A 26,559-nucleotide genomic window follows, 5' to 3' on the forward strand; every position below is an offset into this window, starting at 1 on the left:
GATGACCGATCTGGCACGCGCACAGGAGACTTCGCCGACGACCGGACTGGAGGTGGCCGTCATCGGCATGGCGGGTCGTTTTCCCGGTGCGCGGACGGTGGACGAGTTCTGGGGCAACCTGATCGACGGCGTCGACGCGATCACGCACTTCACCGACGAAGAACTACGTGATCGCGGTGTACCGTCGGAGATTCGCTCGCAAGCCGACTATGTCGGCGCCCGCGGTGTGTTTCCTGAACTCGACGCATTCGATGCTGGCTTCTTCAATTACACTCCGGCGGATGCACGTGTGCTCGATCCGCAGGTGCGCGCGCTGCACGAGGAGGTCTATCACGCCCTGGAGGATGCCGGATACAGCGCCGAGGGCCGTGGCAAGGGTGTTGGACTGTTTCTTGGCGCAACGAACAACCTCGCGTGGGAGGCGCATTCGCTGCAGCAGTACGTGATCCCCTCGGGATCGACTTTCGCGGGAACCCAGCTCAACGACAAAGACTTCGCGGCGACGCGTATCGCCTACACGCTGGGTCTCACCGGACCGGCGATGACGCTGCACTCGGCGTGCTCGACCTCGCTCGTGGCTATCGACATGGCGTGCAGATATCTGTGGACCGGGGCGTGCCAGGTCGCCCTCGCAGGCGGCAGCGGGCTCACGCTGCCGCATGAGAACGGCTACATGTATCAGCCAGGCATGATTCACTCGCCCGATGGCCACTGCCGTCCCTTCGACCGCGACGCGGCAGGAACGGTAGAGGGCAATGGCGCAGGCGTCGTCGTCCTCAAGCGACTTGAAGCTGCCCTGCGCGACGGAGACCGAATCTACGCGGTCGTCAAAGGCTCGGCAGTCAACAATGACGGTCACCGCAAGGTGGGCTACACGGCACCGAGTATCGAAGGACAGACCGAGGTGATCCGTCGCGCCTATCGGGTCGCGCAGGTTGCTCCCCAAGAGATCCATTACCTAGAGACTCACGGAACAGGAACCGCTCTCGGAGACCCCATCGAAGTCGAGGCTCTACGTCGAGCCTTCGGTGAGACGACCACGGGGCAGATTGGGCTCGGATCGACGAAGGCCAGCATCGGTCACCTCGATACCGCGGCCGGCGTGACATCTTTCATCAAAGCCTGCAAGGTCGTCAGTGAACGGACTGCTCCGCGTAGCCTGAATTTCACAGAGTGGAACGCGAACATCGTCGCGGAAGGCAGTCCCTTCCACGTCGTGACTGAGACGACCGATCTCGCAGTTCATTCGACGGCTTCGTCGCCGGTACGCGCAGGCGTCAGCTCGTTCGGCATCGGGGGGACGAACGCGCACGTGATCTTGGAGGAGCCGCCCGTCGTCGTCGCAGACGCAGCACAAGCGCGTGACGCGCATTCGTTCGTGCTCGGCGCAGCATCCGAGAGCGCGATTCGCCAGACGCAGGAATCGTTCCTTCGTTTTCTCGAATCCGGTGCTGATGTGCGTCCACAAGACCTCGCATGGACGCTGCAGCAGCGCCAGCGAAACCTTCCGTACCGGTTTGCGACCGCGTTCGATTCACTCGACGATCTGCGTGCGCAACTGGACGAGGCGGTCGCCGCCGGGGGAGATGCACACGATCTGACGGCCGCGCCGACTCGCCGCATCGTCTTCCTTTTCAGCGGAATGGGTGCTCAGTACGCCGGAATGGCGCGCGGACTCTATGAAAGTGAACCAGTGTTCCGCGCGAACATGGACGAAGGGTTCGAATACTGCGCGAGCCTAGGCGTCGAGGAGCCGCGCCAGGCATTCTTTGAGACGGGAGAGGCCGCCGAGGCGCTGCTGACCGACATCGTCAATACCCAGCTGCTGCTGTTTCTGACCGAGTACTCACTCGCGAGCACGGTCATGGCATGGGGGATCTCGCCCGACGCGATGATCGGGCATAGCGCGGGTGAGCTTGCCGCAGCCTGCCTCGCCGGTGTCTTCAGCTATGAGTCGGGCGTTCGGCTTGTGCACCTGCGCGCAACGATGATGGCGCGCTCCGCTGCCGGAGCGATGACGTCGGTAAAGGCCTCTGTTGCCGCCATCGAGCCACTGCTCGGTACAGGAGTCGAGCTCGCAGCTGAGAATTCAGCCGAAGACATCACCGTCACCGGCCTTGAGGCGGATATCGCCGCGTTTGAGCAGCGCTGCGAAGAGGGCTTGACCTACTCGAGAATCGACTCACCACGTGCGAACCATTCGCGCACTATGGATGCGGTGCTGGACGACTTCGCACGCGGCTTGGAAGGGATCGAGCTGTCCGCACCGACTCTGCGCTACACCTCGAATGTGACCGGCGACTGGATCACTGCTGACGATGCACAGCGCATCGGCTACTACCTGGCCCATCTGCGAAACACCGTCAAGTTCAAGGCGAACGTTGATACCGTGCTGGCGGATGGCCCCGCGGTCTTCCTCGAACTCGGACCTGGGCGGGTACTGAGCTCTTTCGTCCGGCGCATCGCCGCAGGTGGGGAGAGCACCGCGGTCAACCTGCTGCGACACCGTAAAGAGACTGTGACGGACGCACATCACCTGGCACGCGCAATCGGGCGTATGTGGGAGGCTGGTGTCGCGCCAGATTGGGCGCGCTTCCACGCCGACAGGTCGGTGCGGCGCGTCGCGCTTCCGCTCTACGCCTTTGACCGCACGCCGTACCCCGTCGATGTCGACCGCTTCACCGCATTGCTTGAGGGCGGATCAGCCGCCGTCGGGCCGGCGCAGCGCGCGGCTCTCGACATGACGGTCGGTCAACTCCAATGGACGAGAACGGTCGCGCCAGTGGTGGACAGACAGGGGCGCGGTCGAGTGATTATCTGTCTCGGCGATGATGATCGGGCTCGTGCCGCCGTCGATGCCGTGCCGCACTGGCGGGCATTCCCGGTGCGCTTCGGAGCGTCGTACCAATTCGACCCGGCAGGCGGCGCCCACGTGCGCGTCGATCACAGCGGTGACATCCGCCGCCTGTTCGATGACCTTAAGGCGCACCGTCAGCACGGCGACGCGATCGTCGCCAGCGGTGACTTCAAGGCCGTGCAAGCATCGACCCGCTCGCTTCTTCGCCTGCTCGACGAGGAAGAGGCTCCGGCATACGAACGTATAGTGGCGCTGACCGATGCTGCGCCCGACGGCACCGCCGACAGCATCGCGGCGTCGTGGGCGGCGGGTATTGCCCGTGAGCAGCACGCGGTGGCCGTCACCGCATTGCAAGCCGATGGCGGACTGGGCGCGGCGTTGCTCGCAGAACTTGACTCCAGCGCAGAGCCGGAGATCGCCGTGCGGCACAGTGCAGACGGTCGTCAGATCGTGCGGCTGCATCCCGTGATGCTTGAGGACGTCGACCCGGTCAGTGACGCGACCGTCATCGTGTGCCCCGCTCACGCGGTCACAGCGGCGATGAACGCGCTCGTGCCGACGCATCCGCTACGGCGGTTTCACATTGTCCCCTACGCAACAGTGCCGGGTCCGACAGCCGACATCGGCGTGACTAACGAGCGGTGCACGGTGGGGGACACCGTGCATGCGCGCGGCGTCCATGCATTGGCGCGAGCTCTTGTCGACGGCATCCGCAATCGTCCGGGAAATCGAGAGATCGTCGTGTGGGACGACGGGCCGCGCACGACCGGTGGCAGTGTTCCAGACCTTGGGCGTGAGCTGCGGTCACAGCTTCAGGCTCCGCCGGTGCCGATGCAGCGTCGTGTCACCGTGGTAGCTGCCTGGGATGCTTCCGTCGACGGTTGGAGCGGCGAGACGACCGAATGGTTCAATAGCTTTCATCGTCGCACTGCGGATATTCCGGTTGTGCTGCTGTTGGGAGATGGCGCTGCCGCCTCGGTGCTCGATCTTGCAGCGCGGATGCCGGAATCGGGCATTCCCGTCGCTTATCTGGGTGACGACCCCTTCGTGGCACCTGCGCGACCGGCCGAACCCGAGACCGTCGTCGAAGGGCGAGCGAACATCGCCGGCGTACTGACCGAAGAGCTGCGCACCCTCTTGGGGCTCGAAACCATCCCTCCGCGTGCCGATGTGTTCGATCTCGGCCTCGACTCGGTGCGCTTGACCACCTTCACTCGGGCGCTGGATGGGCGCGGCGTCAAACTGCTCGACAGCGATGTGCATAACAATCCGTCGATTGCGCAACTGAGTGCGTTTCTCATCGAGCAAGCCGGGTCACAAGATGTGTCGGAGGGGGGGGTCACAGCGATCGAACAGCAACTGAGCGCCAACGTCGGCTTCGTGTGCCGGTTCGCTCGCACTCGCGATGACGACGGGGAGTTCGGCAGGCTTGTGTTGCTCGCCGGTGAAACGAGCGAACAGCAGCGTGCACGGGTGATGCGGGAATTGGCCGATCTGCGCGTCGGCCCCGATCAGACGCCGGAGTTGATCTGGCCGATCACAACGGACACGGGCGACGTAGAAGGCGTGGACCTTCCTGTCGTGAAGACTGAGCCGTTCGAAGCGGCCACTTCGCTGGACGCTGTCTTCAACGAGATCGATCGACGTCAAGACGACGTGCGCCGAATGGTCACGTCCAAGCCCGTGCGGTGGAGCTACCCACTTACGGGTGTGCAGAAGTACCACTTCAAGGGCAAGACGCCGCTGCAGATGTATCTCATCAATTTGCGAGAGCCCGTGCGCATCGATCTCCTCAACCAGGCAATGCGCGACGTGGTTGGCCGTCATGGCGTGATGCGGATGGCTCTTGGTCGATCACGCGGACGCATGGTGTGGAGAGAGCACGAGCCGCCGTCAGACTTCGCTCTTCCGCTGCTCGATCTGTCCAGGTTCTCGCCCGAGGAAGCACAAGAGATTCATCGTGCGCTCGTGCGTCGCAAGTGGACGATCGACTTCAAGGTGCTCGGGCGGCCCATGTACACAGCCGTTCTGATCAAGCATCATGAGCGCAGCTACGACATCCTGTTCCAGTTCGACCATTCGATCTTCGACGCAGGCTCAGGGCAGGTGCTGCGCAGTGACCTCATCCGTCGTTATCGACAGCTCGTCGCCGGAACCACTGCCGCCATGCCTGCTGCGGTGAGCTATCGACACCTGCAGCAGCAGTTCGCCAAGGGCCCTGTCGATATCTCAGCGGACGAGATCGTCGAGCGCTTCGAGTTGGAGCGCTGGACGAGCGGCGCGAAGCAGATTCAGGAGCGGTCGGCGTCGCGGCTTACCGCGGAAGTGCGCCAGCTGCGCTTCTCCACCGACCTCGGCGGTGACGAGGACGGTTCGGGAATCGATCCGTTCGCCGCGGTCGTGCACCTGTATTCCCGACTCGTCGCTCGAACTCTCGAGGTTGATGAAGTCGCCCTGGACGTACTGTTTCGAGCGCGTGAGTACGAGGGACGCGATTACTCAGACATGATGGGCATGATGATCGGCAGCGTTCCCGTTGTCGTTCCGGCCGAGCGCGGTTCGCACGCCTCGGCGCAAGACATCGTGCAAGAGAAGTTCCGCCTGATGGACAGGCATAACATTCACTTCTTGAACCTGTTCTCGAGTCTTCGGCTCATGATGAAGTTCGGCAAGGTCTTCACTGCGACCAAGTCGGTCAAGCCCAAGGGGAACTCGCAGACCTGCATGCTCAATTACGCCGGAAACCTCGAAGCCGAGTACGACGAGATCTGGGACATGACCCTCGATCAGTTGTCGACCGAGCAGGACAAGCTCGACTACGCCGATTTCTACTGCGTCGCGAAGACCACGGGAACGCGCCTCGATTTGCTCTTTCTTACCCGCTGGGATGTTCCGTCCGATGAATTGCACGGCATCCTCCTCGAGGAGGTGGAGGCGCTGCGCGAAGACATCCACGCACCGTAACCGATCGACCAACCAACTGCCCGACACACATCAGGGAAGAATCAATGACATTGATAAATGTGGAAAACGTAACCAAGTCATACAAGAGCAGAGGAAAGACACGCGTCGCCAACCAGGACGTGAGCTTCTCTGTTGAAGAAGGAGAGGTTTACGGCCTTTTCGGTCACAACGGCGCGGGCAAGACGACTCTTGTCAACCAGCTTCTCGGGCTCTTGAAGCCTGATTCGGGCGAGATCCGAATCGCCGGTGAGGACATCGTCAAGAACCGCAATCGTGGCCGGTATCTGTGCTCGGTTCAGCCGCAGTCGAAGACGCCGCTCGGCGAGCTCACACCGCGTGCTGCCATGGGCATCATGGGAAAGCTGCGCGGCGCCAGTGACGCCGAGGTAACCGAACGAACCGACGCGCTGCTGGATGCTCTCAACATCCGCGAGTGGGCGGACGTCGAGGGCAACAAGCTCTCCGGCGGCGTCCTGCGTCTTACCGGATTCTGCATGGCTGCGATTCGCCCCGGACGCGCGGTCATTCTGGATGAGCCGACGAACGACGTCGACCCGGTACGCCGTCGCCTGCTGTGGTCTGCCATCAGAGAGCTCACCGACGACGGCACAGCCGTTCTGCTGGTGACGCACAGCATCCGTGAAGCAGAGGGCGTGGTCGATAAGATCGCGATCCTCGACGAGGGACGCGTGCTCCTGCAGGGAGACGCGAGCACGATCAAGGCCGCCGAAGGACAGGGGCGCATGAAGCTGATCGCCCCCGTCATCGACAGTGCCTTCGACGCACCTCTGCTCGCCTGGGCAGAGGAGGCGACGGTACGCGAGCAGGAGCTCGCCGTCACCTTTACCCGCGAGCGATCGGCTGAGGCACTGGCCTGGGCTACTGAGGAATCAGCCCAGCGGCGAATCGGCGACTATGCGCTCACCGAAGTCACGCTGGAAGACATCTACATCGACGTCCTGTCGAGCAAGGAAGGAGCCACCAGTGGCCGCTAAGAATCAACTGGGCACGATCTTCGAGCTCCAGCTGCGTAAACAGGGTAGCTATCTTGTCGTGTTCGCGATCATCATGGTGATCATCGCACTCGGCGTCGTGATTGGCTTCTCGTTCTTGATGCCAGCGCAAGACGACACTCAGCTGCTCTATCTTGCTACCGGTGCGCCGACGATCGTGCTGGTCATGACGGCGCTGGTGACAGTGCCCATGCAGAACGCCGGCGCGAAGATGTCGGGTTACATCGACTTCATCAAGGCGCTGCCGTCGAGCCGAAAGTCCTTCCTGATCGCAGACGTGACCATCTGGGCTGCGATCACGGTTCCGGCGATCGCAATCTCGATCCTCGTCGCCAACCTGGTCTTCAACCCGGGATATGACATCTCGTGGACGATCGTTCCGGTGTTCATTCTCGTCGTGGCGTCGTGCTTCGGTATCGGATACGGGTACTCGTTCGTCATGCCCGCCGAGCTCTCGATGGCGCTCTCTCAGGTCATCGCGTTCACGGCTCTTATGTTCACCCCGATCAACTTTCCGATCGATCGGCTGCCGGAGTGGCTGCAGGTCGTGCACATGGGGCTGCCGCTGTACCACATGGCTGAGGTCATGCGTACGGCACTGGCGCAGTCCGTGTTCAGCGCAGATCCGATCAGCTACATCATTCTCGGCGTCTGGGCGCTGATCGGCTTCTTCGGAGCCGCGCGGTTCCTTGAGCGGGCCTAACAGAATCAGCACGCCAGGGGCTGCGGTGCTGACATCACCGCCGCCCCTGGAGCGCGAAAGGATCGACATGCATGAGCAAAAAGTTCCGATGGTGTGCTTCCCGCACGCTGGTGCGGGCCGGTTGTACTACGGACGGTGGCGTGCGGCGTTCACAACGAGCGTCGAGCTGACGGTCGCACAATACCCGCAGCGCGAGCAGAAGCTCGCCGTGCCGATGCCGGGGAGCGTGCGAGAGCTCGCCGCTGACCTGGTCGAGGAGCTGAGACCGGTGTTCTCGCGCCCGTACGTCATCTGGGGCCACAGCATGGGCAGTGTCGTCGGCTATGAGGTCGCGAAGATCGCACAGGAGCGTTTCGGCCCACCCTTGGTCTTCTTCAGTTCCGGAGCGTCATCGCCGAGCGTGAGCAGATTCACCCGGGCGGATGACCTGGCCACCGACGAGTCGATGAAGGACGTCCTGCGCAGTTACGGGGGCATCAGCGAAGCAAGCCTGGCCGATCCAGACTTCATGAAATGGTTCGCCCCGGCAATCCGGGCGGATCTGAGGCTGTTGTCGACGTACCAGGACACCGAGTTTGAGCGGCTGCGTTGTCCACTCGTGCTCTTGGAAGGGCGCTCTGACAAAGTGCAGATCGAGCAATGGCCCTGGTACGCGGAAGGGCCCGTGGAAGTGCATGAATTCGACGGCGGTCACTTCTTCATCGACGAACATCGTCAGGCGATCGCTGCACTTATCGAGTCTCGGATCAACCTCGCATGGCAGCGCCGGCCACAGACCGTGTGACCACGGCTATCGGTCTGGCGAACGTGACCGTTATCACCTTCGACCTCGCGAAGCTGACAGACGACGTCGAGCGTCAAATCGCGGGAGCGATAGCTCCAGCGCGCCGGGAACGAGCCGCGAGGTATCGCTTTGCTGATGATCGCCGGCGCAGTCATGTCGCGGGTGCGCTGATCCGACGCGCCCTGGCACGCTCGGGCGAAGATCCCGCCGGAGAGCACCGGCTATCGGCTGGCAAACATGGCAAGCCGTTCTTGCCCGGTGCGGCGCTTCACTTCAACGTCTCGCATGCGGGTGACCGCGTCGTATGTGCGGTATCGGCACAGAACCTCGGCGTCGACGTCGAGGCTGTCATGTGTCCAGGACTTGATCTGAGGAAGATATTCTCGCCCGATGAGCGTGACTATGTCGAAGGCGGTGACATTGTCGAGCGTGCACGGCGCTTCACACGGGTGTGGACGCTCAAAGAGAGCTACATCAAATACCTCGGCGTCGGGCTGGGCTTGCCGTTACGCGACTTCAGCGTGGTGCACGGTGAACAGCTCGCTGTCATCGACGGCGCTGGCGACTCGTCACCGTCGATGCACGTGCGTGACTGGGGGCAGTATGTACTCGCCCTCTGCCATGATCAGCGCGACGCGGTCTGCATCGAGTCGGCAACTGCTGCGGAGCTGCTCGAATTCTGTTGAACTGAGGCCCGAGCCGCGGCGGCACCTACGCTGCCGGGCGTTTCCAGCGCCGCCAGCCAGTCGCCGAGGAGCCGATGCGCATGAGCACCGTATTCGAGCGTCGCTCTCTGGAAGTCGAAGACGTCGCGCTCGTCTGCGGCGATATCGTTCGAGTCGACCGATTGCAGCAGAGCGTCGATATCTTTCGCATCTTCTGATACTCGATCATGAAGCGCCTGGATCGTGACAACGCGCTCATCCTCCGGCAGCCATCCCAACAGGAACACCTTGGCCAGGATCATCGTCTCGCTGTCAGACGAGGGCGGAAGTGGTGCCTGCATCCATTCACGCCATGCCTGCTTTCCCTCGGGCGTGATGGTGTATTCGCGCTTTCCGCGCCGCCCGTCCTCTGCGTCTTCTACCGTCGCCCAGCCTGCGGCGACGAGTTGCGTCAGAGCCCGTCGGATGCCCCCGATGCTGCCGCTGTAGAACTGCGCCATTCCGGCGGTGAATCTCTTGTGCAGGTCATATAGCGAAAGCGGTCCGCCGAGAAGCAGCCCGAGGATCATGTAGCGCATTGTCCGAACTTATCGGAGGGACACGGCTTCTGCCACTCGTGTGCGTGGCTCAGCCTAGGTCAGCGTGATGATGAGCGTCGCGATGGCAAGGATGGCCGATGCGGGTGCCATGACATATCGCTCGGCCCTGCTCCGTGAGCGCAGATTGCCGAAGGTCGCGAGCACGAGGTACCCAAAGAGTGCCCACGACAGCACCATGATCAACCCGGAGCCGTTCAACGGGAGGTCGGCGCCCTGAACCAGCAGGATGTACGCGAAGACACCGTAGAGCACGACAGCGCCGACGCTCGCCCACCGCATGCCGACGGGGAGGACGCGTTTCGCACCGCCCCACAGGAGCCTGCCAACGGGGAGGCCGCACGCGGCCAGGATCTGCACCGCAGCGAGGAAGGTGAGGGTGGTTAGGGCAATGATGGTGGCTGTTTGCTGCATCTGAGTGGGCACTTCCGTGAGGATCGCTGTTGGACGTGGTCACAACCCTGGCGGGCACTATCAATATAGTACCGCGACATATCGATGCGCAATATGGCTCATCGTAATTGGGAGTGTAGAAGTGGTCTAAACCCGCCGGTCTCGAGCAGCGACCGCACGATGTAGTGGGCCAGGTTCCGAAACCCAAGCGCTGACCCGCGGAGGTGCTCAAGCCTCCCGTTGAATCTCCTATGTTTGTCAAGCGGCGAGTTGGGCGCGGGCTGCGGTGGTGAGGTGGCGGTAGATCTCGCGGGCGAGGTATCGCTTCAGGCAGCGACGAATTTCGCGGAGGGTGCGTCCTTCAGCGGTGCGGCGCTCGACGTAGGCGCGAGTTCTTGGGTCCATGCGCATGCGAGTGACGATGGCCATGTGGAGGGCGCGGTTCAGACGGCGGTCACCGCCGCGGTTGATGCGGTGCCGCACGGTGTTGCCCGAGGACGCGGGGATTGGGCTGGCGCCGGCGAGGCTGGCGAACGCAGCCTCGAATCTGATCCGACCCAGATGCGACCAGGACGTCAACGCGACGTCGGCGGTGACCGGGCCGATGCCGGGCTGGTCGAGCAGGCCACCAGCGGGGCTCTGGCGAACAAGGTCTGTGATGCGCTTGGTGATGTCCTTGAGCTCCTTGTCGAGCGCAGCGACCCGTTTGCCGAGCCTGGTGGCCTCGCCACGTGCGGTCGCTGTGGCGAGGGCTTCATGGCGGGCCCGCCATGCGGCAGTTGCGTCGATTTGGGCCTGGGTGAGCGGGCGGCGAGCGTCGATGCCGAGGTCGACGACGCGCAGCAGCGCGGTAAGCGCGTTGATCGTCGCGGTGCGCTCGGTGCTCATGTGGTCGCGAGAGGCGAGCAGCACCTTGACTGCCGCGCGGACGCCGTCGTCGGCGCGCGGTTCGCGCAGCTGCGTCTCGTGCAGCGGGAGGGCTGCAGCAGCGATACGGCGTGCATCGAGCGGGTCAGACTTGCCGATCGTGCGGTTCGCGCGGGCGTTTATCCGCGGAGCCTCGACGACCGTGTATCCGTTGTCCGCGGCTACTGCGCGCAGACGAGCACCGTAGGTACCGGTGCCCTCGATCACCCAGAGCACAGTGACGTCACCGCCAGTGCGGCGCCCGGCCCACGACACGGCCCGAGACAGGCCAGCGGCGGTAGCTGGAAACTGGGCCTCATCAACGATCTCGCCGGTCGGGCAAGCGAGAATTGAGACGGCGTGGTTGCGGGCGTGGGTGTCCACGCCGATGACGAACGGACGAGCATGCGCGACGATAGCCATGGCGATCGACGCTCCTCTCCTCGAGACGGACATGGTCACGGTCGCTGAACGGCCGGCGCCGGTCCGGGAAGAGGTCACTTCGGGGCGAATCTGTGATGGGCCACGACCGGAGGGTCGGGCAGTCTCCTGATGAGGTCACCGAGGTGGGCCGGACGGCGCCGGCCGCGCCGCACCGAGCGGACAATTCAACGGGAAGACACCGCAAGCTGCGGGCCAATTGCTTCGAGAGTCACACCCGGTTCGATACGACCGGTATCCATCCTGACCAGCCGATCCCAGATCAGCCAGAGCCAGACTCACAAATCGCTTCGGTCGGCCCGTTCGAGGTGCCCGGGTGATCGAAGTACGCGAGGATGTCTGCCCGGCGCCGATCAAGCGTGTACGCGAGTCTGCGCAACTCGGTAAGCCAGGCCGGGGTCGTCGCTTTCAACGTATCGATCAATTCACGTAACCGCTTCCGCCCGAGCCCGCCATATTTCTCTCGATACGCGACGACGACTTGCTGGTAAGCCCGCCAGGCCCGCCACACATCCGCGTGCGCAGGGTCAGCGAACACGGCATCAAGCCTGGTCTGCTGCTTTTCGGTCAGGAATGCTTCGCCCGTGCGCAACACGCGGCGGATTTGGTAAAGCGGGTCACCCCGCCACCCGCGATGCCCCAGGGTTTCCTGCTGTACCCGCTGCCGCACCCGGTCGAGTGCGTCGCCGGCGAGTTGGACCACATGGAAGGGATCCATCACCTCGGTAGCGTCGGGCAGATGCTGCTTGGACGCAGTCTTGAACCCGGTGAACCCGTCCATCGCAACGACCTGAATCCCGTCACGCCAGGCCTGGGTTCTCGCGGCAAGCCAGTCGCTGAACACCTGTTTCGAGCGGCCCGGCACCATATCGAGCAGCCTGGCCGGGCCGCGCTTGTCCCTGACGGGGGTGAGATCGATGATCACGGTCACGTACTTGTCGCCTCGGCGGGTGTGCCGCCACACATGCTCGTCCACGCCGATCGTGGTGACCCCATCGAAGCGGTGTGGGTCGTGGATCAGGAGTTGCTTGCCGGCGTCCAGGATCGCGGTGTTCGCGGTATGCCAGGACACCCCGAGGCCCGCTGCCGCACGAGCAACGGTGAGGTGGTCGAGCACGAGCGCTTCGAGCGCCCATCTGACTCCGGCGCGGGAGATCTTCGCCCGTTCGCCAGCAGCCGTGCTGGTGTCCTCACGCCATACTGTCCGGCACCACGAGCACCGGTATCGGCGCACCCTGATCTTGAGCGTGGTGGGGCGATGCCCGAACGGTTCGTGCGCGAGCAACCGGGTCACGGTATCTCGAGGAACGCCTTCGGCTCCGCAACGACGACACCACGGATCGGGCTCCGTCACTCGGCACTCGATGATCGTCCGGTCGGGCTCGATGAGCTGTCCGATGGCTTCGAGGCCGAGCTCATCAAGACGGCAGAACGTGGTCAGATCAGGGGCGGAGAAGGTAGCGTTGGACACGTCGAGGTCTTTCGGATGGGCAGTGTGAGAACTTCCATCATCGAGAGGCCTCGACCCCCTTTCCTCGATGCCACTCCGGACACCACGTCTACACCCCCAATTACGAAGAGCCACAGCGGACCGGCGATCGACCGGTCCATCTACGTGATGCCGATGTTCGTGAACTTCGTGGTCAGTGACTTCACTGTGTCGGAGAATATCTACGCGGCTGCGGGGTTCGTGACTCTCGCGACGGTCCCTGGCCCGGGTGGCGAGCCTGCGTTAGTGCATCTGCGCAGGGAGAGGAACCAGGACATCCTCATGACCCAAGGTGCAGCGGTGCGCGGATCGGTGTCGGCGTCGTTCGCGGCGGGGAAAGTTGATCTGGGGGAAGTCGCTGAACGTCTTCGGTCGTCGGGCGCGGAAGTCACGGGGCCGGTCGATACGGCGTGGTTCACGACCGACGTCACCTTCACGGATCGCGATGGGAACACGGTCACGTTGACTGTGCCCCGTATGGCGGATCAGGCCGCGGCGCGCGAATGGGCGAGCGCTCAGATCACGGGGGACTTCGAGGTCCCTGGGGCCACGCCTGTGATCGGGAACGAGCGCTGAGGAGAGCACGATGACGGAGTGGCCGATCAGAGACCTCGCCAAGGCGACTGGCCTTACTAGCCGGACGCTCCGACACTACGAGCAGATTGGCCTTCTCCGCCCCTCACGGGTGGCCGGCAATGGCTACCGCTTCTACGGAGAGGGCGAGATCTCGCGCCTCTACCGAATCCTGTCGCTACGTGCGCTCGAGCTCCCGCTTGCCACGATCCAACTCGCGCTCGATGACCACACATCGCTCGCTGACGCGATCGAGACCCATCTGACGCTTCTAGAAGAGCGCAGAGACCGAACCAACCAGCAGATCACCATCGTCCGCCACACGCTCGACGCGGTGAGGAAAGGCCAAGCAATGCCCATTGAAGAAGTGTTCGCCGGAGTCGATCAGAGCCAGTACGAGGCCGAGGTGCGCACCCGCTGGGGAGATGCGGCGTGGGAACGTACCGCGAAGCGTCGCGCCGATATGACCGAGGAACAGCGCGACGAAGACGACAAGGAGAGCCTCGACGTCAATGCGGCGCTTCGGGCCGCAGCCGAGGCCGACGAAGACCCCAGCAGCGCACGCTTCCAGGATTTGATCGCGGAGCACCACCGGTGGGTTACTGCCTACTGGGGAGGAAAGGCACCCGACCGCGAGGCCTACACCGGGCTCTCCGAGCTGTATGTCGCCGATGCTCGTTTTGCCGCGACCTATGGTGGAGAGCACAACGCAGCAACGATCCGAGAAGCGATGCGGATCTGGATCAGAACCAACCTCGGATGAGGACTGGGCGATGGTTCACCGCAACGCTCCGCTGACGCCGGAGGGACGCCGTCGACTCGTTGAGCGCTGCCGAACCCGCCCGATCGCGCACGTCGCGGCCGAGATGGGCATCTCTCGCGCGACAGCATCGAAGTGGGTGAACCGCCAAGCACGCTATGGCGAACTCGGCCTCGACGATCGCTCGTCCGCCCCTGCGCGGCAACCCACAGCGACACCAGGTCGGATCGTGAAGAAGATCGAGGCGATGAGGCGCGATCAGAAATGGTCCGCCTCGCGGATCGCCTTCGAGCTCCAACAGGGCGGCACCCCGGTCAGCCGCCGAACGATCACTCGATTGCTCGGACAGCTCGGCCTGAGCCACCGGAAGTTCATCGACCCGAACGGCGACACGAACCGCGAGCCGCAGACGATCATCGCCGAGCGGCCAGGCCACATGGTCCATATCGACGTGAAGAAGACCGGCCGCATCCCCGACGGTGGTGGATGGCGCGTTCACGGCAAGGGCAGCGCAGAGGACAAGGCAGTCGCAAGAGCGAAGAAGCGCGGCGCGAAGACTGGCTACGTCTACCTGCACTCAGCGATCGACGGATACTCTCGGCTCGCCTACACCGAAGCGTTGCAGGACGAGAAGGCCGCGACCGCAGTCGAGTTCCTCGACCGCGCACGAGCATGGTTCGCCGCTCACGGCATCACCCGGATCGAGCGGATCGTGACCGATAACGGCTCGTGCTACCGCGCGCATGCCTTCACCGACGCGAGGGGCGAGAGTCGACACCAGCGAATCACCCCCTACACGCCACGCCACAACGGCAAGATCGAGCGCTACAACCGGATCCTCGCCGAAGAGTTCCTCTACGCCCGCGTCTGGCGATCAGAAGTCGAGCGATCAGCCGCGCTCAAGATCTGGAACCAGCACTACAACTACCACCGACCTCACGGCGCACACGGCAAGCAGCCACCGGCATCCGCTACACCGTCACGCGTCAACAACGTCCTGGCCTCATACACCTAGACGTACCGCCCCGGACCTTACGAACGCGGTTCGCTGACGCGATGCGCCACTTTCGATTCATCCGGCCAATACATCGGCGAATGCGCAGCCTCCCGCTCAGCGCACCGCGTCGAGGCGCTCGCGCTGCTCCTGACTCAGCTCCAGGGCGGCCGCGTCGAGTGCCGCATCCAGCTGGTGCAGCTTGCTGCCTCCGAGGATGGGCCCGATGCCGTGGCTGACGAGCTACGCGAGAACCACCTGTCCGCGACTCCCCCCGAGCTCGGCCGCCACATCGTCGAGGACCGCTAGGCGCCTGGTGCTGCCTGGATGGTCGTAGGCCTCGGAGATCGCCTTGCCGGGGTGGTCGTACGCACCGGACATGAGGGGCGAGTACGCCCAAAGATCCGGCCGGTGCGCACGGGCGTAGTCGTGCTGCTCGTCGCTGAGGACGCCGAAGGGGTGGATGACCCCTTCGGGCCGCGTGCCGGGGCGGGGACGCAGGTAGGTCGCGCTGAGCTGGAGGGCGTCGATCGGGGCGGTGCCTCGGGCGATCGCATGAGCGCGGGCGCGCTCGACCCGCCACGCAGGGTGGTTAGAGGCGCCCACCCGGCGCACGGTTCCCGCATCCGTCAGCTCGGCGATCGCGTCCATGCTCTCTTCGATCGCAGTCGCGCGGTCCTCCTGGTGCAGCCACAACAGGTCGATGCGTTCCGTGCCCATGCGGTGGAGACTCCCGGCGACGGCGTCGTGGATCGCTCGCCTGCTCAGACCCGCGCGGTGTTCCGGCCAGGAACCCGCCCACAGCGGCTCAGCACCCGCCTTGGTCGAGAGCAGGACGCGTTCGCGCGCACCGGGTCGCGCCGCGAGCCAGCGGCCGATGACGCGCTCGCTCGCTCCGCCATGGCCGTCGGGGCTTTCCCAGAACGCATAGCAGTCGGCCGTGTCGATCCACTGACCCCCGCGCTCGAGGAAACGGTCAAGGAGCGCGAAGGAGGTATCTTCGTCGACCCGAGTGCCGAAGGCCATCGCACCGAGCACCAGCGGCGTGCTCGGTGCGATAGGGAGCTCAGAGGTGCTGTTCTTCGTCATGCGCCCAGCCTGCAACCTGGAGCGCGCTCTAGGTCAAGGACTATCGTGACATGATGACGAGCTACTCTCCCGCCGAGGCCGCGGAGCGCAGCGGTTTCTCGATCGACACCCTGCGCTACTACGAGCGCGAGGGCATTCTTCCGCCCATCGCCCGCACTCCTGGCGGCCGTCGCGTTTACAGCGACGGCGACCTGTCGACGCTGGACTTCCTCCGCTGCCTCCGCGACACCGGCATGCCGATCGAACGTCTCCGGCGCTACGGCGAGCTCTGCCGTGACCCGGACACCATCCTCCAGCGCATCGCCCTGCTCCGCGAGCATGCGGATGCCGTGGACAGGCAGATCGAGCAACTGCATCGCTGGCGCACCCGCCTCGACGAGAAGCTCGACTGGTATGAGGAGGAGCGACGGAGGCTCTGATTCGGGCCAAAGGGTACGTGCAGGTTCTTCGGGCTTCACTGGGCAGCTTTCGTAACCCCTAACACGGCCCGTGTGGCCAGTCGTCCGTGCCGTGACGGCGCATGCCGTAGCCGTCGCGCGGGCCGAGGATGGCGGTTGCGCCCAGGCTGGTCACGGCGAGGGTGATGAGAACGATGCCTGTGATGATCATGGCTGAGACGCTACGGTTGAAGCGATCCTGCCACGAGTGGCTGGATCCTCAACTGTCGTAGGAATCCTGCCAAGGAGGCTCCATGATCCGCACCGTCGCCTGCGTTTTGCAGGAAGGGTTCACCGCATTCGAGTTCGGCGTGGTGTGCGAGGCCTTTGCTCTCGACCGCTCGGAGCAGGGCGTGCCCTCCTTCGATTTCCGGGTCGTCACTCCCGAGCCCGGCATGGTCGAGGCGAAGATCGGCTTCCGCATCGAGGTGGAAAACGACCTCTCGTTCGCGGAAGAGGCCGATCTGATCGTCATCGTTTCGACCCCGCCTCTGGCCCGCTTCGGCGCGGATCCGCGGGTTCTCGACCTCGTTCGCGAAGCCGTCGCGCGCGGTGCCTGGGTGCTGTCGGTGTGCAGCGGCGCCTTCACACTTGCGGCCGCGGGGGTGCTCGACGGAAAACGAGCAACGACCCACTGGATGTACGCCGACGAGATGGCCCGGCGCTTCCCCGCCATCGACGTCGACCCCGATGTTCTCTATGTGCAGCACGACCGCATCATCACGAGCGCGGGAACGGCCGCGGGAATCGATGCGTGCCTGCACCTCCTGCGCCAAGAAATCGGCGCTGAGCTGACCAACGTTGTCGCCCGACGAATGGTGGTGGCCCCGCACCGAGATGGCGGCCAGGCGCAGTTCATCGACAGCCCGCTGCCCGAGCACCACGCGCTTTCGCTCGCGCCGGTGGCCGACTGGGCGCTTGACCGGCTGCGCGACGACCTCAGCGTTGACGATCTGGCGGCGCGCGCCCACATGTCGTCGCGCACGTTCGCGCGCCGCTTCAAGGCCGACTACGGCGTGACGCCGGCGGCGTGGCTGGGGCGTCAGCGCGTGATGCACGCGCAGCGACTGCTGGAGCGAACGGACTGGGGGCTTGATCTGATTGCCGCGGACAGCGGTTTTGGATCGGCCGCCGTGCTGCGGCAGAACTTCGCCCGCGTGCTGGGGCTCACGCCCACTGCCTACCGAGAGCGATTCTGTGGCACCGCTATGACGCGCGGGGACATGGCTCCCGCCGCATAGATGCACGTGCGGCGAAGTGATCAGGAATCGAGAAGTGCGGGCTGTTCTCTCGCCGTAGCGTCTGATGTGCACGATTCGAATAACCAAGAGGAAGGGTCACCATGGCCGAGACAAAAAGCGGATTCAGCGACGACGAGCGCGCTGCGATGAAGCAGCGCGCGGATGAGCTGCGCTCCACGAAGGGGCTGAAGGGCGCGGCAAAGCTCGCTCGCGAGCTGGAAGCCTGTGTCGCGGCGATCGACGAACTCGACGGCGTCGACGGTGCGGTTGCGGCGCGGCTGCACGCGATTGTCTCGGAGGAGGCGCCCGACCTCGAGCCAAAGACCTTCTACGGCTTTCCCGCGTACGCCCGCGATGGCAAGGTTCTGGTGTTCTACCAGCCCGCCTCGAAGTTCGACACCCGCTATGGCACGGTCAGCTTTGACGACACCGCGAACCTCGACGACGGCGAGATGTGGCCCACGTCGTTCGCCGTGATCGATATGACCGATGCTGCCGAAAAACGGATCCGCGAACTCGTCCGTCGAGCCGTGAGCTGAGCGCAACCCTTCCTCCGGTGACCACACCGTGATAAAGTTGAGTCAGTTCGACTCAAGTTTAGATTCGGGAGGTCAGCATGGCGGAGAGTCAACAGGACGAGCGCAGTGCGCTCGAGCAGTTCGGCATTAACCTCACTGAGCGCGCCCGCAGTGGCAAGCTCGACCCCGTGATCGGGCGCGACAGCGAGATTCGCCGCGTCAGCCAGGTGCTCACGCGACGCACCAAGAACAACCCCGTTCTCATCGGTGAGCCCGGCGTCGGCAAGACCGCCGTCGTTGAGGGGCTTGCCCAGCGCATCGTTGCCGGTGACGTCGCTGAAAGCCTCAAGAACAAAGAGCTGATCGCTCTCGACATCTCCGCCCTGGTGGCCGGTGCCATGTACCGCGGGCAGTTCGAAGAGCGCCTCAAGAACGTCCTGAAGGAGATCACCGAGTCGGACGGCCGTGTGATCACGTTCATCGACGAGCTCCACGTGCTGATGGGCGCCGGAGGCGGAGAAGGATCCGTCGCCGCCGCGAACATGCTCAAGCCGATGCTTGCCCGCGGTGAGCTGCGCATGATCGGCGCGACCACCCTCAACGAATACCGCGAGTTCATCGAGAAGGACGCGGCTCTCGAGCGACGCTTCCAGCAGGTGTACGTGGGTGAGCCGAGCGTCGAAGACACCATCGCCATCCTGCGTGGGCTAAAGGAACGCTACGAGGCGCACCATAAGGTCACGATCAACGACACCGCCCTCGTCGCCGCTGCGTCCCTCTCGCACCGCTACATCCCCAGCCGTCAGCTGCCGGACAAGGCCATCGACCTGATCGATGAGGCCGCCAGCCGGCTGCGGATGGAGATCGACTCCGCGCCCCTCGAAATCGATGAGCTGCGCCGCCACGTCGACCGCCTGAATCTCGAAGAACTCGCGCTGAAGAAGGAGAAAGACGACGCTTCGAAAGAGCGTCTGGAGACCCTGCGCCAAACTCTTGCCGAGCAGCAGGAGCAGTTGACGCAGCTGCAGGCCCGGTGGGAGGCCGAGCGCGCATCGCTGAACAAGGTGGGCGATCTGAAAACGCGGCTCGATCAGGCACGCATCGACGCCGACCGCGCCCAGCGTGAGGGAAAGCTCGAACAGGCCAGCCGCTTGCTGTACGGCGACATTCCCGCTCTCGAACGCGAGTTGGCCGAGGCCGAGAAGCTGGAGCAGTCCGACGAGCGCATGGTGGGCGATCAGGTCACCGACGAGGACATCGCCGGAGTGATTGCGGCATGGACTGGTATTCCCGTGGGGCGTCTGCTTCAGGGAGAGACCGAAAAGCTCCTCCACCTCGAGAATGAGCTGGGCAAGCGCCTGATCGGCCAGCGCGAGGCCGTCACAGCTGTGTCGGACGCCGTTCGCCGATCGCGTGCCGGGATTTCCGACCCCAACCGCCCCACCGGATCGTTCCTGTTCCTCGGGCCCACGGGCGTCGGTAAGACCGAGCTGGCCAAGGCGCTCGCGGAGTTCCTCTTCGACGATGACCAGGCCATGGTGCGCATCGACATGTCCGAATACGGCGAGAAGCACTCGGTGTCGCGTCTGGTCGGCGCCCCTCCGGGATATGTCGGATACGACCAGGGTGGCCAGCTGACAGAGGCAGTTCGTCGGCGCCCATACTCGGTGGTTCTGCTCGACGAAGTGGAAAAGGCACACCCCGAGGTGTTCGACGTGCTGCTGCAGGTGATGGACGATGGACGTTTGACCGACGGCCAGGGCCGAACGGTCGACTTCAAGAACGTCATCCTGATTCTCACAAGCAACATCGGATCGCCCATCCTGATTGATCCGACGCTCTCTGCCGACACCAAGCGCGAGCAAGTGCTGGCGCTCGTGCAACGCTCGTTCAAGCCCGAGTTCGTCAACCGGCTCGACGACATCGTCGTCTTCCAGGCTCTCAGCCAGGATGACCTTGCGCAGATCGTCGAACTGCAGGTCGATCACCTGCAGAAGCGTCTCTCGGATCGCCGGTTGACGCTGGCCGTCACGCCGGATGCCCGGGCCTGGTTGGCCGAACGCGGGTACGACCCGGTATACGGCGCGCGCCCGCTGCGCCGCCTCATCCAGAAAGAGATCCAGGACCGCCTGGCGCGTGCGATTCTCGCGGGCGGCGTGCGCGACGGCGACACCGTCAAGGTGGATGTCTCTGCCGAGGGGTCCGAGCTGGTGCTCGTTTCCTAAACAGCAGAAGGCGGGGCCGGAACAACCTGTTCCGGCCCCGCCTTCTGCGTAGTCGCTATGCGTTGACGATCAGCGTGTCCGCGATCGGCTTGCGCACCCGCGGAGCCAGCTCACGCTCACGCGCTGCCTCGGGCAGGGCGTCGATATCGCCCAGCTCGCCCAGCGCGATCACCGTGAAGGGGCGCTCGTTGTCCGGCAGCGCGAACGACGCCGAGATCGCGGCGGGGTCGAAGCCGGTCATCTGGTGCACGATGAGGTCGTCAGAGTGCGCCTGCACGCTCAGGTGTGCGACGGCCTGACCGAGGTCATAGATCGCCGCGGGGATCTCGCGACCATCAGCGTCTGCCGTGACGGCGACGGCCACGATCAGAACGGCGGCCGCCGGAGCCCACGCCGCGTTGAACTCGATGAGAGCGTCGGCCACCTTGGCGTGCTCAGGGGTTCCGCGGCGAGCGACGATGAACTTCCACGGCTGCAGGTTGTAGGCCGAGGGCGACCAGCGGGCCGCTTCCAGTGCGCTCGCGAGCTTCTGCTCGTCGATGGTGTTCTCGGCGTCGTATGCCCGGGGGCTCCAGCGCTCTGCGAGCACATCGAGAACGGGGTGGTCGGTTGTTGCCGTGCGGTTCAGCGTTGTGGCGCCCATGATTTTCGCTCCTAGAGGGATCGGAAGGTGACAGGCGGGCGCCATTGCCCGCTACGGGAGGTGAACCCGCGCGGCAAACAGTCTATTCCGATGAATTTGAATGTGACGCGGACAGTGCCATCCGGTGGGGCTGGTTGTCGGACGCGAAGATGCTCTTCGCCCAGCGGGCCCTCGCGCCGAGACGGTATGTAGGTGCATCATCCCGGGATGCCCGGTTCCGGCGTCGCAGTGCGAAGTGCATCACGTCACCGAACACTCTCGGGGCGGCCCGACGCATACCGATAACGGGGTGTTGCTGTGTTGGCATCATCACCACCGGCTGGACACCAGCGGGTGGGAGATCCAGATGAGACACGGTAGACCGTATGTCAAAGCACCGGAGTGGGTCGACCGGCGCCGCATCTACCGGCCGGTGAGGAACCACGCCCGGGATAAACCCCTACGGGCGAGATCGACCTGATCTGGATCCTTGGGTGATCGTGCTTTACCCCGCTTCGGCATGCCCGTAGCGGGGTAAAGGCGCGCCGCGCCCACGATCGACAGCAGAGAACCGCGGCCGGACGTTGCTCCCCGAGTCGTCCGGCCGCGGTGGTTGTGGTCCTACTTCGCGAGAGCCTCGCGCAGTTTCACGCGCGAGCCCATCTTCAGCAGAGAGTTCTCGTAGATCTTCGCCGCGAGGGTGACGATTCCGGCGCACGTCGCCACCAGCAGCACGAGCGACAGGAGAGGTTCCCACCACTGGGCTTCGTTGAAGAACAGGCGAATGGGCATGGCGACCGGGGCACCGAACGGCACATACGAGGTCACGGTCATCACCACGGCGTTCTCGGCGAAGAAGATCACCACGAAGTACGGAATCATGACGATCCACATGATCGGCGTCATCGTCGCGCCGACGTCTTCCGAGCGCGAGACCATCGAACCGGCGGCCGCGAACATCGACGCGATCAGAACGAAGCCGAACAGGAAGAACGCGGCGAACCACAGTACCGGGGCGCCGAGGGTTGCGAGCACATCCGTTTGCCCGGTGGCGATGAGCCCGATGGCCACCGCAACAACCAGCAGCAGAATCTGCGACATCGCGATCACGGTGTTCCCAAGAACCTTTCCGGCGAGGAGTGCCCGGGCAGGGATCGCCGAGAGAAGGATCTCCACAATTCGCGTGGCCTTCTCTTCAACAACGCTGGACGCGACGGGAGCGCCGAAGGTCATTCCGGCCATCATGAACACGACCCCGAAACCGATGCCGAGGATCATTCGCATGCCGGTGGAGGCCGGATCACCCTCAAGCAACTCCACGTCGGGCTGCTGCGAAAGCAACAGAACCACGTCTTGCGGAACCGAATCGAGTGCAACAACCGTGAAACCGGTGTTGCCTGCGCCGCCCGTAATCAGGGCATCGACGTCTCCGTCGCGCAGAAGCTCCTCCCCCGCCTCGCGGTTTTGAACGGGTGTCACATCGAAACCGTCCACGCCGACGATCACGTTGCCCACGTCGGGTGTTGTCGCCACGGACGTCGTCGAATCGCGGTTTGCGAGGAAGCTCATAATGACGACGGCAGCGATAGCGCCCAGGACGAGGATGGTCGTTGTGACAAGAAACGCCTTCGAGCGGAGCTTGTCGACAATTTCCCGTTCGGCGACGAGCGCCGTGGCCTGCGGAAGGGTGAGCCCGCCGGGGTTCTGGGCGCTCATCGGACGACCTCCTTGAAGATCTGTGCCAGGGATGGTTGTTGTGGGGCGAAGCTCGCGACGTCACCGTCAGCCACCGACCGCCGCAGCACACGCTGAGCAGTGTCCGCGCTATCGACATCGAAGATGGCATTGCCGCCGTCGAAGCTGATCACCTCGACGCCGGGTTCCTCACGCAGCCAACCGGTGTCACCAGAGGACACCAACTGATAGCGGTTACTGGAGTGCTCCTCACGCAGCTGGTCGCGCGGACCGGCCGCGCGCACCTGCCCTCCGCCGATGATCACGAGGTCATCGCACAGGCGCTCGACAAGATCGAGCTGATGCGAGGAGAACAGCACGGCCGATCCACGAGCGGCGAAATCCTGCAAAACCGCGAGAACCACATCGACCGCCATCGGATCGAGGCCGCTGAACGGCTCGTCGAGGATGAGAACCCGGGGATCGTGCACGAGAGCAACAGCGATCTGCGCGCGCTGCTGGTTTCCGAGTGACAGATCCTGCAGGGAGTCCGTCATCCGCTCTTCCAGGCCGAGCTGCACGAGGAACTCTTCCGCTCGCGCTGCGGCCTCGCGTTTGCCCAGGCCATGAAGTCGCGCGAAGTAGGCGATCTGCTCACGCACCTTCATGCGCGGATAGAGCCCGCGCTCCTCCGGCATGTACCCGAAGTTGCGACGCGCCGAGGCCCCCAGAGGGACGCCGTCGAGGGTGACATCGCCACCGTCTTTCGACAGCAGGCCGAGAATGATGCGCATCGTTGTCGACTTGCCGGCGCCGTTTCCGCCGACAAAACCCGTGATGCGGCCCGGCGCCACCTGAAAGGAGACGTCGTCGAGAGCCGTGCGTTCGCCGAAGCGTTTGGTAATCCCGGTGAGTTCGAGCATGACACCGACGCTACGGAGCGCGAGCGCCCGGCACCTCCCCCATGCGACGGATTACGGGATCACCCGTACGGCGGATTACCGCGGGGCTGCCGGCCACCCCTCCTCTTCAGCATCGCTAACAGGATCGTTTGCGTCGGGACGAACGTGATCCTCTTCGTAGGCGGGCTCGTCGTCGGATACGTCCGCATCCTCCGTCGCCGCGTTCGGATCAATCCACATGAACTCGATGATGTGGCCGTCTGGGTCGACCATCGAGGCCTGCACCATGAAATCGTGGTCGGCGAACGGTTGGTTGACCGTGCCACCGTGCTCCAGAACGATGTCGACGGCGTCGCGAACGGCACGCTTGGAGTCGCGGCTGATCGATGTGAACACCTGCGTGCCCTCCGACGGCATGACAACGTTCCGGTCGGTGAACGTCGAGAAGAACTCGGTGGTGAGGAGCATGAAGAAGACGTTCTCGTCCCACCGGATGCAGGTGGCGTTCTCGTCCGAGAAGTTGGACTCGATCTCTGCGCCGAGTGCTCGGTAGAACGCCGTAGAGCGGTCCAGGTCGGACACGGGCAGATTGATGAACACGTTCGTGGACATGATGATCTCCTTCGCGTGGTCTGTCGCACCAGGATGGCCCCGTGCGCCAGGGGAATCAAGAGGATCCGCCGTCCGGGGGATTCGCGGTCGCCGTCTCGCCCATACGGTGGTGACTATGGCCGTGATCGACACCCCTCTCCCCCGTGCCGCCTCGTCGTTCCGGAGTGAAGCCGAGGATCTCGCACGCGAGGCGCCAACCCCCGCCGAGCTTCGCAACGACTGGTTTCTTGGCGGAGGCCTCGTCGTTGCGGTGGTCATCAGCGACGTCCTCAGCTTCATCGCGGGATACGGATCGTTTGACGAGGAGCAGAGCCTCCCGCTGATGTTGCTCTTCTCTCTCCTGATGACACTTCCGCTCGTGATGCGCCGACGGTTTCCGATCACCGTGGCGCTCATCGTTAACGCGGCATATATCGTCGGCGCGGAGCTTAACGCCATTGAGTATTACGTGAGCCAGATCGCACTGTTCTGTTCGATCTACACGATCGGTGCGTGGGTGAACGATCGCCGGCGTGCGATGCGCTGGCGCGCACTGATCATCGGCGCGATGTTCGTGTGGCTCTGCATCACGACGTTCCGCACGGCAACGGAGCCCATTCCCGAGCAGTGGGAAGGATACGGCGGCGTTCTCACGCCAGCGCTGGCTGTTCTCCTCCTGATGTGGTTGATCAACCTCTTCTATTTCGGCGGGGCCTACTATATGGGCGAGAGGGCATATGACAGTGCCTTGAACCGACAGGCACTGGCCAACCGGTCACGGCAGCTGGAAGAGGAACAGGAGCTCACGAGCGCCCAGGCGGTTGCGCTTGACCGCGTCCGCATTGCCCGTGAACTGCACGATGTGGTCGCACACCACGTGTCAGCCATGGGGGTGCAGGCCGGGGCGGCGCGCACCGTGATGGATGCCGATCCTGCTGCGGCAGAACGGGCGCTAGCCGCCGTTGAGGCGTCGGCCAGAGAAGCGATCGATGAGCTCCGCCATCTTCTTGACACCCTCCGCGACGAGAGCCAGGAAGAAGGGGAGGCTCCGTCGACCGTCGGACTAGCGTGTCTCCCCCAGCTGGTGCGCAGCGTTGAGGCGGCGGGAACGCCGACATCACTGCGCTTCATCGGTGATCAGATTCCCGTGCCCGATTTTGTGCAGGTGAATTTGTACCGCATCGCGCAGGAGGCGCTGACCAACGCCCGGCGGCATGGCGGGCCCGGAGTGACGGCCGATGCCCGCGTTCGATACTCGCCCGGCGCCGTGGAGCTGGAAGTGACGAACACCGGCCGTGTTGCGCTCGGCTCCCGAGCAGGGCTGGGCACGCTGGGAATGCGCGAGCGTGCGACAGCGATGGGTGCCACCCTCGAGGCCGGTCCGCGGGAGAGCGGCGGATATCTCGTTCGCGTTCGCGTGCCGCTGGGTTCTGCTGACACGCCATGATGGAGGGATGACCGCTCTCACCGTTTTGCTCGTCGACGATCACGCCACGATGCGGGCGGGGTTTCGGATGATCCTCGAAGCCTCAGGCATCACGGTCGTCGGCGAAGCAGCGACAGGGACTGAGGGCGTCGAGCGTGCCGCCGCACTCGAACCGGATGTCGTGTTTATGGACGTGCAGATGCCCGACATGGACGGCATCGAAGCAACACGGCGCATCGTCGCCTCCGGCGGCACGGCGAGTGTGGTGATCGTCACGACCTTCGACAGGGACGACTATCTGTTTGCCGCGCTCGATGCCGGCGCCAGCGGGTTCCTCCTGAAGAACGCGGGGCCGGAAGAGCTGGTGAACGCCGCCCGCATCGCCGCGACGGGCGACGCACTTCTCGCCCCAGAGGTCACACGACGCGTGATCGAGCGGCGGGGGAGTGGCAATCATATTCCTACAGAGGAATCTGATGCCATTGTCGTTGAGCTGACGCAGCGCGAGGAGGAAGTGCTGCGGCTCCTCGCCGCCGCGATGAGCAACGCTGAGATCGCCGCGGAGCTGTTCATCGGAGAAGCGACGGTGAAAACACACGTCTCGAACGTGCTGCAGAAGACCGGCTCCCGCGACCGCGTGGCCGCCGTCGTCTGGGCCTACCGGCACGGGGTCGCGTAGGGTCGCGGAGCGTTGTC

Annotated in this window: 24 protein-coding genes and 1 pseudogene; 15 read left to right on the top strand and 10 right to left on the bottom strand. The window is 64.1% G+C overall.

From position 1 onward, the window contains the following. Position 1: 1 nt before the first annotated feature. From G6N81_RS08380 to G6N81_RS08400, 5 genes are all read left to right on the top strand, one after another. The gene (locus tag G6N81_RS08380; RefSeq protein WP_165135542.1) at positions 2–5,821 is read left to right on the top strand and encodes a type I polyketide synthase; all 5,820 of its coding nucleotides are present in this window, start codon (positions 2–4) and stop codon (positions 5,819–5,821) included. A 59-nt stretch (positions 5,822–5,880) separates the two neighbouring features. Continuing rightward, a complete protein-coding gene (locus tag G6N81_RS08385) occupies positions 5,881–6,816 on the top strand; it encodes an ABC transporter ATP-binding protein (protein ID WP_165135545.1) in 936 nt (311 codons plus the stop codon). Next, positions 6,806–7,537: an ABC transporter permease gene (locus G6N81_RS08390; RefSeq protein WP_165135548.1), complete on the top strand. Its 732-nt coding sequence runs from the start codon at positions 6,806–6,808 to the stop codon at positions 7,535–7,537. Before G6N81_RS08385 ends, G6N81_RS08390 begins: the two co-directional genes overlap by 11 nt. Before the next feature lie 67 nt (positions 7,538–7,604). Next, entirely contained in the window at positions 7,605–8,321 is a 717-nt protein-coding gene (locus G6N81_RS08395) for a thioesterase II family protein (RefSeq protein WP_206527858.1), read from the top strand. Further along, positions 8,294–9,007 (top strand): 4'-phosphopantetheinyl transferase family protein, encoded by a 714-nt coding sequence (locus G6N81_RS08400; protein WP_165135551.1) that lies wholly within the window; start codon positions 8,294–8,296, stop codon positions 9,005–9,007. Before G6N81_RS08395 ends, G6N81_RS08400 begins: the two co-directional genes overlap by 28 nt. Here G6N81_RS08400 and G6N81_RS08405 read toward each other — a convergent pair. The 4 genes and pseudogenes from G6N81_RS08405 to G6N81_RS08420 form a co-directional block, all read right to left on the bottom strand. Continuing rightward, complete coding sequence (locus tag G6N81_RS08405) at positions 8,947–9,555, bottom strand: PadR family transcriptional regulator (RefSeq protein ID WP_165135554.1); 609 nt, start codon at positions 9,553–9,555, stop codon at positions 8,947–8,949. The genes G6N81_RS08400 and G6N81_RS08405 overlap by 61 nt on opposite strands. A 63-nt stretch (positions 9,556–9,618) precedes the next feature. After that, positions 9,619–10,008: a hypothetical protein gene (locus G6N81_RS08410; RefSeq protein WP_165135557.1), complete on the bottom strand. Its 390-nt coding sequence runs from the start codon at positions 10,006–10,008 to the stop codon at positions 9,619–9,621. A 225-nt stretch (positions 10,009–10,233) separates the two neighbouring features. Continuing rightward, the gene (locus G6N81_RS08415; RefSeq protein ID WP_165135560.1) at positions 10,234–11,304 is read right to left on the bottom strand and encodes an IS110 family RNA-guided transposase; all 1,071 of its coding nucleotides are present in this window, start codon (positions 11,302–11,304) and stop codon (positions 10,234–10,236) included. Positions 11,305–11,605: 301 nt separating this feature from the next. Next, a pseudogene (locus tag G6N81_RS08420) lies at positions 11,606–12,793 on the bottom strand (ISL3 family transposase); the annotation flags it as partial. A gap of 153 nt (positions 12,794–12,946) precedes the next feature. On the opposite strand from G6N81_RS08420, the gene G6N81_RS08425 reads away from it, so the two are divergent. Genes G6N81_RS08425 through G6N81_RS08435 form a run of 3 tightly spaced genes read left to right on the top strand, consistent with a single transcriptional unit; the run spans position 12,947 to position 15,159 of the window. Then, complete coding sequence (locus G6N81_RS08425) at positions 12,947–13,387, top strand: VOC family protein (protein ID WP_241244927.1); 441 nt, start codon at positions 12,947–12,949, stop codon at positions 13,385–13,387. Between the two features lie 10 nt (positions 13,388–13,397). Beyond that, on the top strand, positions 13,398–14,147 hold the full coding sequence (locus G6N81_RS08430; protein WP_165135506.1) for a MerR family transcriptional regulator: 750 nt from the start codon (positions 13,398–13,400) through the stop codon (positions 14,145–14,147). A gap of 10 nt (positions 14,148–14,157) precedes the next feature. Next, positions 14,158–15,159 carry an IS481 family transposase gene (locus G6N81_RS08435; protein ID WP_165135566.1) on the top strand — a complete coding sequence of 334 codons (1,002 nt, stop codon included), beginning with the start codon at positions 14,158–14,160 and terminating at the stop codon, positions 15,157–15,159. Between the two features lie 222 nt (positions 15,160–15,381). On the opposite strand, the gene G6N81_RS08440 is transcribed toward G6N81_RS08435, so the two are convergent. Further along, a complete protein-coding gene (locus tag G6N81_RS08440; RefSeq protein ID WP_241244928.1) occupies positions 15,382–16,227 on the bottom strand; it encodes an aldo/keto reductase in 846 nt (281 codons plus the stop codon). 50 nt (positions 16,228–16,277) lie between these two features. Between G6N81_RS08440 and G6N81_RS08445 the strand changes: the two genes are divergently transcribed. After that, positions 16,278–16,646, top strand: a complete 369-nt coding sequence (locus G6N81_RS08445; RefSeq protein ID WP_241244929.1) for a MerR family transcriptional regulator — start codon at positions 16,278–16,280, stop codon at positions 16,644–16,646. Positions 16,647–16,704: 58 nt separating this feature from the next. On the opposite strand, the gene G6N81_RS12830 is transcribed toward G6N81_RS08445, so the two are convergent. Next, on the bottom strand, positions 16,705–16,836 hold the full coding sequence (locus tag G6N81_RS12830) for a hypothetical protein (RefSeq protein WP_277602639.1): 132 nt from the start codon (positions 16,834–16,836) through the stop codon (positions 16,705–16,707). Between the two features lie 82 nt (positions 16,837–16,918). Here G6N81_RS12830 and G6N81_RS08450 point away from each other — a divergent pair, with 82 nt between their 5' ends. The 3 genes from G6N81_RS08450 to G6N81_RS08460 all read left to right on the top strand — a co-directional run bounded on the left by G6N81_RS08450 (position 16,919) and on the right by G6N81_RS08460 (position 20,648). Then, the gene (locus tag G6N81_RS08450) at positions 16,919–17,905 is read left to right on the top strand and encodes a GlxA family transcriptional regulator (protein WP_165135569.1); all 987 of its coding nucleotides are present in this window, start codon (positions 16,919–16,921) and stop codon (positions 17,903–17,905) included. A 101-nt stretch (positions 17,906–18,006) separates the two neighbouring features. Next, positions 18,007–18,444 carry an iron chaperone gene (locus G6N81_RS08455; RefSeq protein ID WP_165135572.1) on the top strand — a complete coding sequence of 146 codons (438 nt, stop codon included), beginning with the start codon at positions 18,007–18,009 and terminating at the stop codon, positions 18,442–18,444. Positions 18,445–18,521: 77 nt separating this feature from the next. Next, complete coding sequence (locus G6N81_RS08460) at positions 18,522–20,648, top strand: ATP-dependent Clp protease ATP-binding subunit (protein ID WP_165135575.1); 2,127 nt, start codon at positions 18,522–18,524, stop codon at positions 20,646–20,648. Between the two features lie 55 nt (positions 20,649–20,703). On the opposite strand, the gene G6N81_RS08465 is transcribed toward G6N81_RS08460, so the two are convergent. Next, positions 20,704–21,291, bottom strand: a complete 588-nt coding sequence (locus tag G6N81_RS08465) for a nitroreductase family protein (RefSeq protein ID WP_165135578.1) — start codon at positions 21,289–21,291, stop codon at positions 20,704–20,706. Between the two features lie 235 nt (positions 21,292–21,526). Here G6N81_RS08465 and G6N81_RS08470 point away from each other — a divergent pair, with 235 nt between their 5' ends. Next, positions 21,527–21,751 (top strand): HNH endonuclease, encoded by a 225-nt coding sequence (locus tag G6N81_RS08470; RefSeq protein ID WP_241244930.1) that lies wholly within the window; start codon positions 21,527–21,529, stop codon positions 21,749–21,751. Positions 21,752–21,891: 140 nt separating this feature from the next. Here the strand turns inward: G6N81_RS08470 and G6N81_RS08475 are convergent, their stop codons facing one another. The 3 genes from G6N81_RS08475 to G6N81_RS08485 all read right to left on the bottom strand — a co-directional run bounded on the left by G6N81_RS08475 (position 21,892) and on the right by G6N81_RS08485 (position 24,458). Beyond that, a complete protein-coding gene (locus G6N81_RS08475) occupies positions 21,892–22,986 on the bottom strand; it encodes an ABC transporter permease (RefSeq protein WP_165135585.1) in 1,095 nt (364 codons plus the stop codon). Next, positions 22,983–23,867 (bottom strand): ABC transporter ATP-binding protein, encoded by an 885-nt coding sequence (locus tag G6N81_RS08480; protein WP_165135588.1) that lies wholly within the window; start codon positions 23,865–23,867, stop codon positions 22,983–22,985. The genes G6N81_RS08475 and G6N81_RS08480 overlap by 4 nt, the downstream gene beginning before the upstream one ends. 75 nt (positions 23,868–23,942) lie before the next feature. After that, positions 23,943–24,458, bottom strand: coding sequence for a VOC family protein (locus tag G6N81_RS08485; protein WP_206527859.1), 516 nt, complete (start codon positions 24,456–24,458; stop codon positions 23,943–23,945). Positions 24,459–24,573: 115 nt separating this feature from the next. On the opposite strand from G6N81_RS08485, the gene G6N81_RS08490 reads away from it, so the two are divergent. Both G6N81_RS08490 and G6N81_RS08495 read left to right on the top strand, forming a co-directional pair. Continuing rightward, positions 24,574–25,884: a sensor histidine kinase gene (locus G6N81_RS08490; RefSeq protein WP_165135591.1), complete on the top strand. Its 1,311-nt coding sequence runs from the start codon at positions 24,574–24,576 to the stop codon at positions 25,882–25,884. Between the two features lie 7 nt (positions 25,885–25,891). Continuing rightward, entirely contained in the window at positions 25,892–26,542 is a 651-nt protein-coding gene (locus G6N81_RS08495; protein ID WP_165135594.1) for a response regulator, read from the top strand. Positions 26,543–26,559: the final 17 nt, after the last annotated feature.

The sequence above is a fragment of the Microbacterium amylolyticum genome (genome assembly GCF_011046975.1).
Lineage (GTDB): Bacteria > Actinomycetota > Actinomycetes > Actinomycetales > Microbacteriaceae > Microbacterium > Microbacterium amylolyticum.

Excerpts from the sequence above, each read along its gene's own strand:
- G6N81_RS08490 (WP_165135591.1), top strand. The coding sequence starts at position 24,574 with ATGGCCGTGATCGACACCCCTCTCCCCCGTGCCGCCTCGTCGTTCCGG.
- G6N81_RS08380 (WP_165135542.1), top strand. The coding sequence starts at position 2 with ATGACCGATCTGGCACGCGCACAGGAGACTTCGCCGACGACCGGACTG.
- G6N81_RS08425 (WP_241244927.1), top strand. The coding sequence starts at position 12,947 with ATGTTCGTGAACTTCGTGGTCAGTGACTTCACTGTGTCGGAGAATATC.
- G6N81_RS08405 (WP_165135554.1), bottom strand. The coding sequence starts at position 9,555 with ATGATCCTCGGGCTGCTTCTCGGCGGACCGCTTTCGCTATATGACCTG.
- G6N81_RS12830 (WP_277602639.1), bottom strand. The coding sequence starts at position 16,836 with ATGATCATCACAGGCATCGTTCTCATCACCCTCGCCGTGACCAGCCTG.
- G6N81_RS08445 (WP_241244929.1), top strand. The coding sequence starts at position 16,278 with ATGATGACGAGCTACTCTCCCGCCGAGGCCGCGGAGCGCAGCGGTTTC.
- G6N81_RS08430 (WP_165135506.1), top strand. The coding sequence starts at position 13,398 with ATGACGGAGTGGCCGATCAGAGACCTCGCCAAGGCGACTGGCCTTACT.
- G6N81_RS08455 (WP_165135572.1), top strand. The coding sequence starts at position 18,007 with ATGGCCGAGACAAAAAGCGGATTCAGCGACGACGAGCGCGCTGCGATG.
- G6N81_RS08475 (WP_165135585.1), bottom strand. The coding sequence starts at position 22,986 with ATGAGCGCCCAGAACCCCGGCGGGCTCACCCTTCCGCAGGCCACGGCG.
- G6N81_RS08440 (WP_241244928.1), bottom strand. The coding sequence starts at position 16,227 with ATGACGAAGAACAGCACCTCTGAGCTCCCTATCGCACCGAGCACGCCG.
- G6N81_RS08480 (WP_165135588.1), bottom strand. The coding sequence starts at position 23,867 with ATGCTCGAACTCACCGGGATTACCAAACGCTTCGGCGAACGCACGGCT.
- G6N81_RS08460 (WP_165135575.1), top strand. The coding sequence starts at position 18,522 with ATGGCGGAGAGTCAACAGGACGAGCGCAGTGCGCTCGAGCAGTTCGGC.
- G6N81_RS08495 (WP_165135594.1), top strand. The coding sequence starts at position 25,892 with ATGACCGCTCTCACCGTTTTGCTCGTCGACGATCACGCCACGATGCGG.
- G6N81_RS08485 (WP_206527859.1), bottom strand. The coding sequence starts at position 24,458 with ATGTCCACGAACGTGTTCATCAATCTGCCCGTGTCCGACCTGGACCGC.
- G6N81_RS08450 (WP_165135569.1), top strand. The coding sequence starts at position 16,919 with ATGATCCGCACCGTCGCCTGCGTTTTGCAGGAAGGGTTCACCGCATTC.
- G6N81_RS08465 (WP_165135578.1), bottom strand. The coding sequence starts at position 21,291 with ATGGGCGCCACAACGCTGAACCGCACGGCAACAACCGACCACCCCGTT.
- G6N81_RS08400 (WP_165135551.1), top strand. The coding sequence starts at position 8,294 with ATGGCAGCGCCGGCCACAGACCGTGTGACCACGGCTATCGGTCTGGCG.
- G6N81_RS08415 (WP_165135560.1), bottom strand. The coding sequence starts at position 11,304 with ATGGCTATCGTCGCGCATGCTCGTCCGTTCGTCATCGGCGTGGACACC.
- G6N81_RS08395 (WP_206527858.1), top strand. The coding sequence starts at position 7,605 with ATGCATGAGCAAAAAGTTCCGATGGTGTGCTTCCCGCACGCTGGTGCG.
- G6N81_RS08435 (WP_165135566.1), top strand. The coding sequence starts at position 14,158 with ATGGTTCACCGCAACGCTCCGCTGACGCCGGAGGGACGCCGTCGACTC.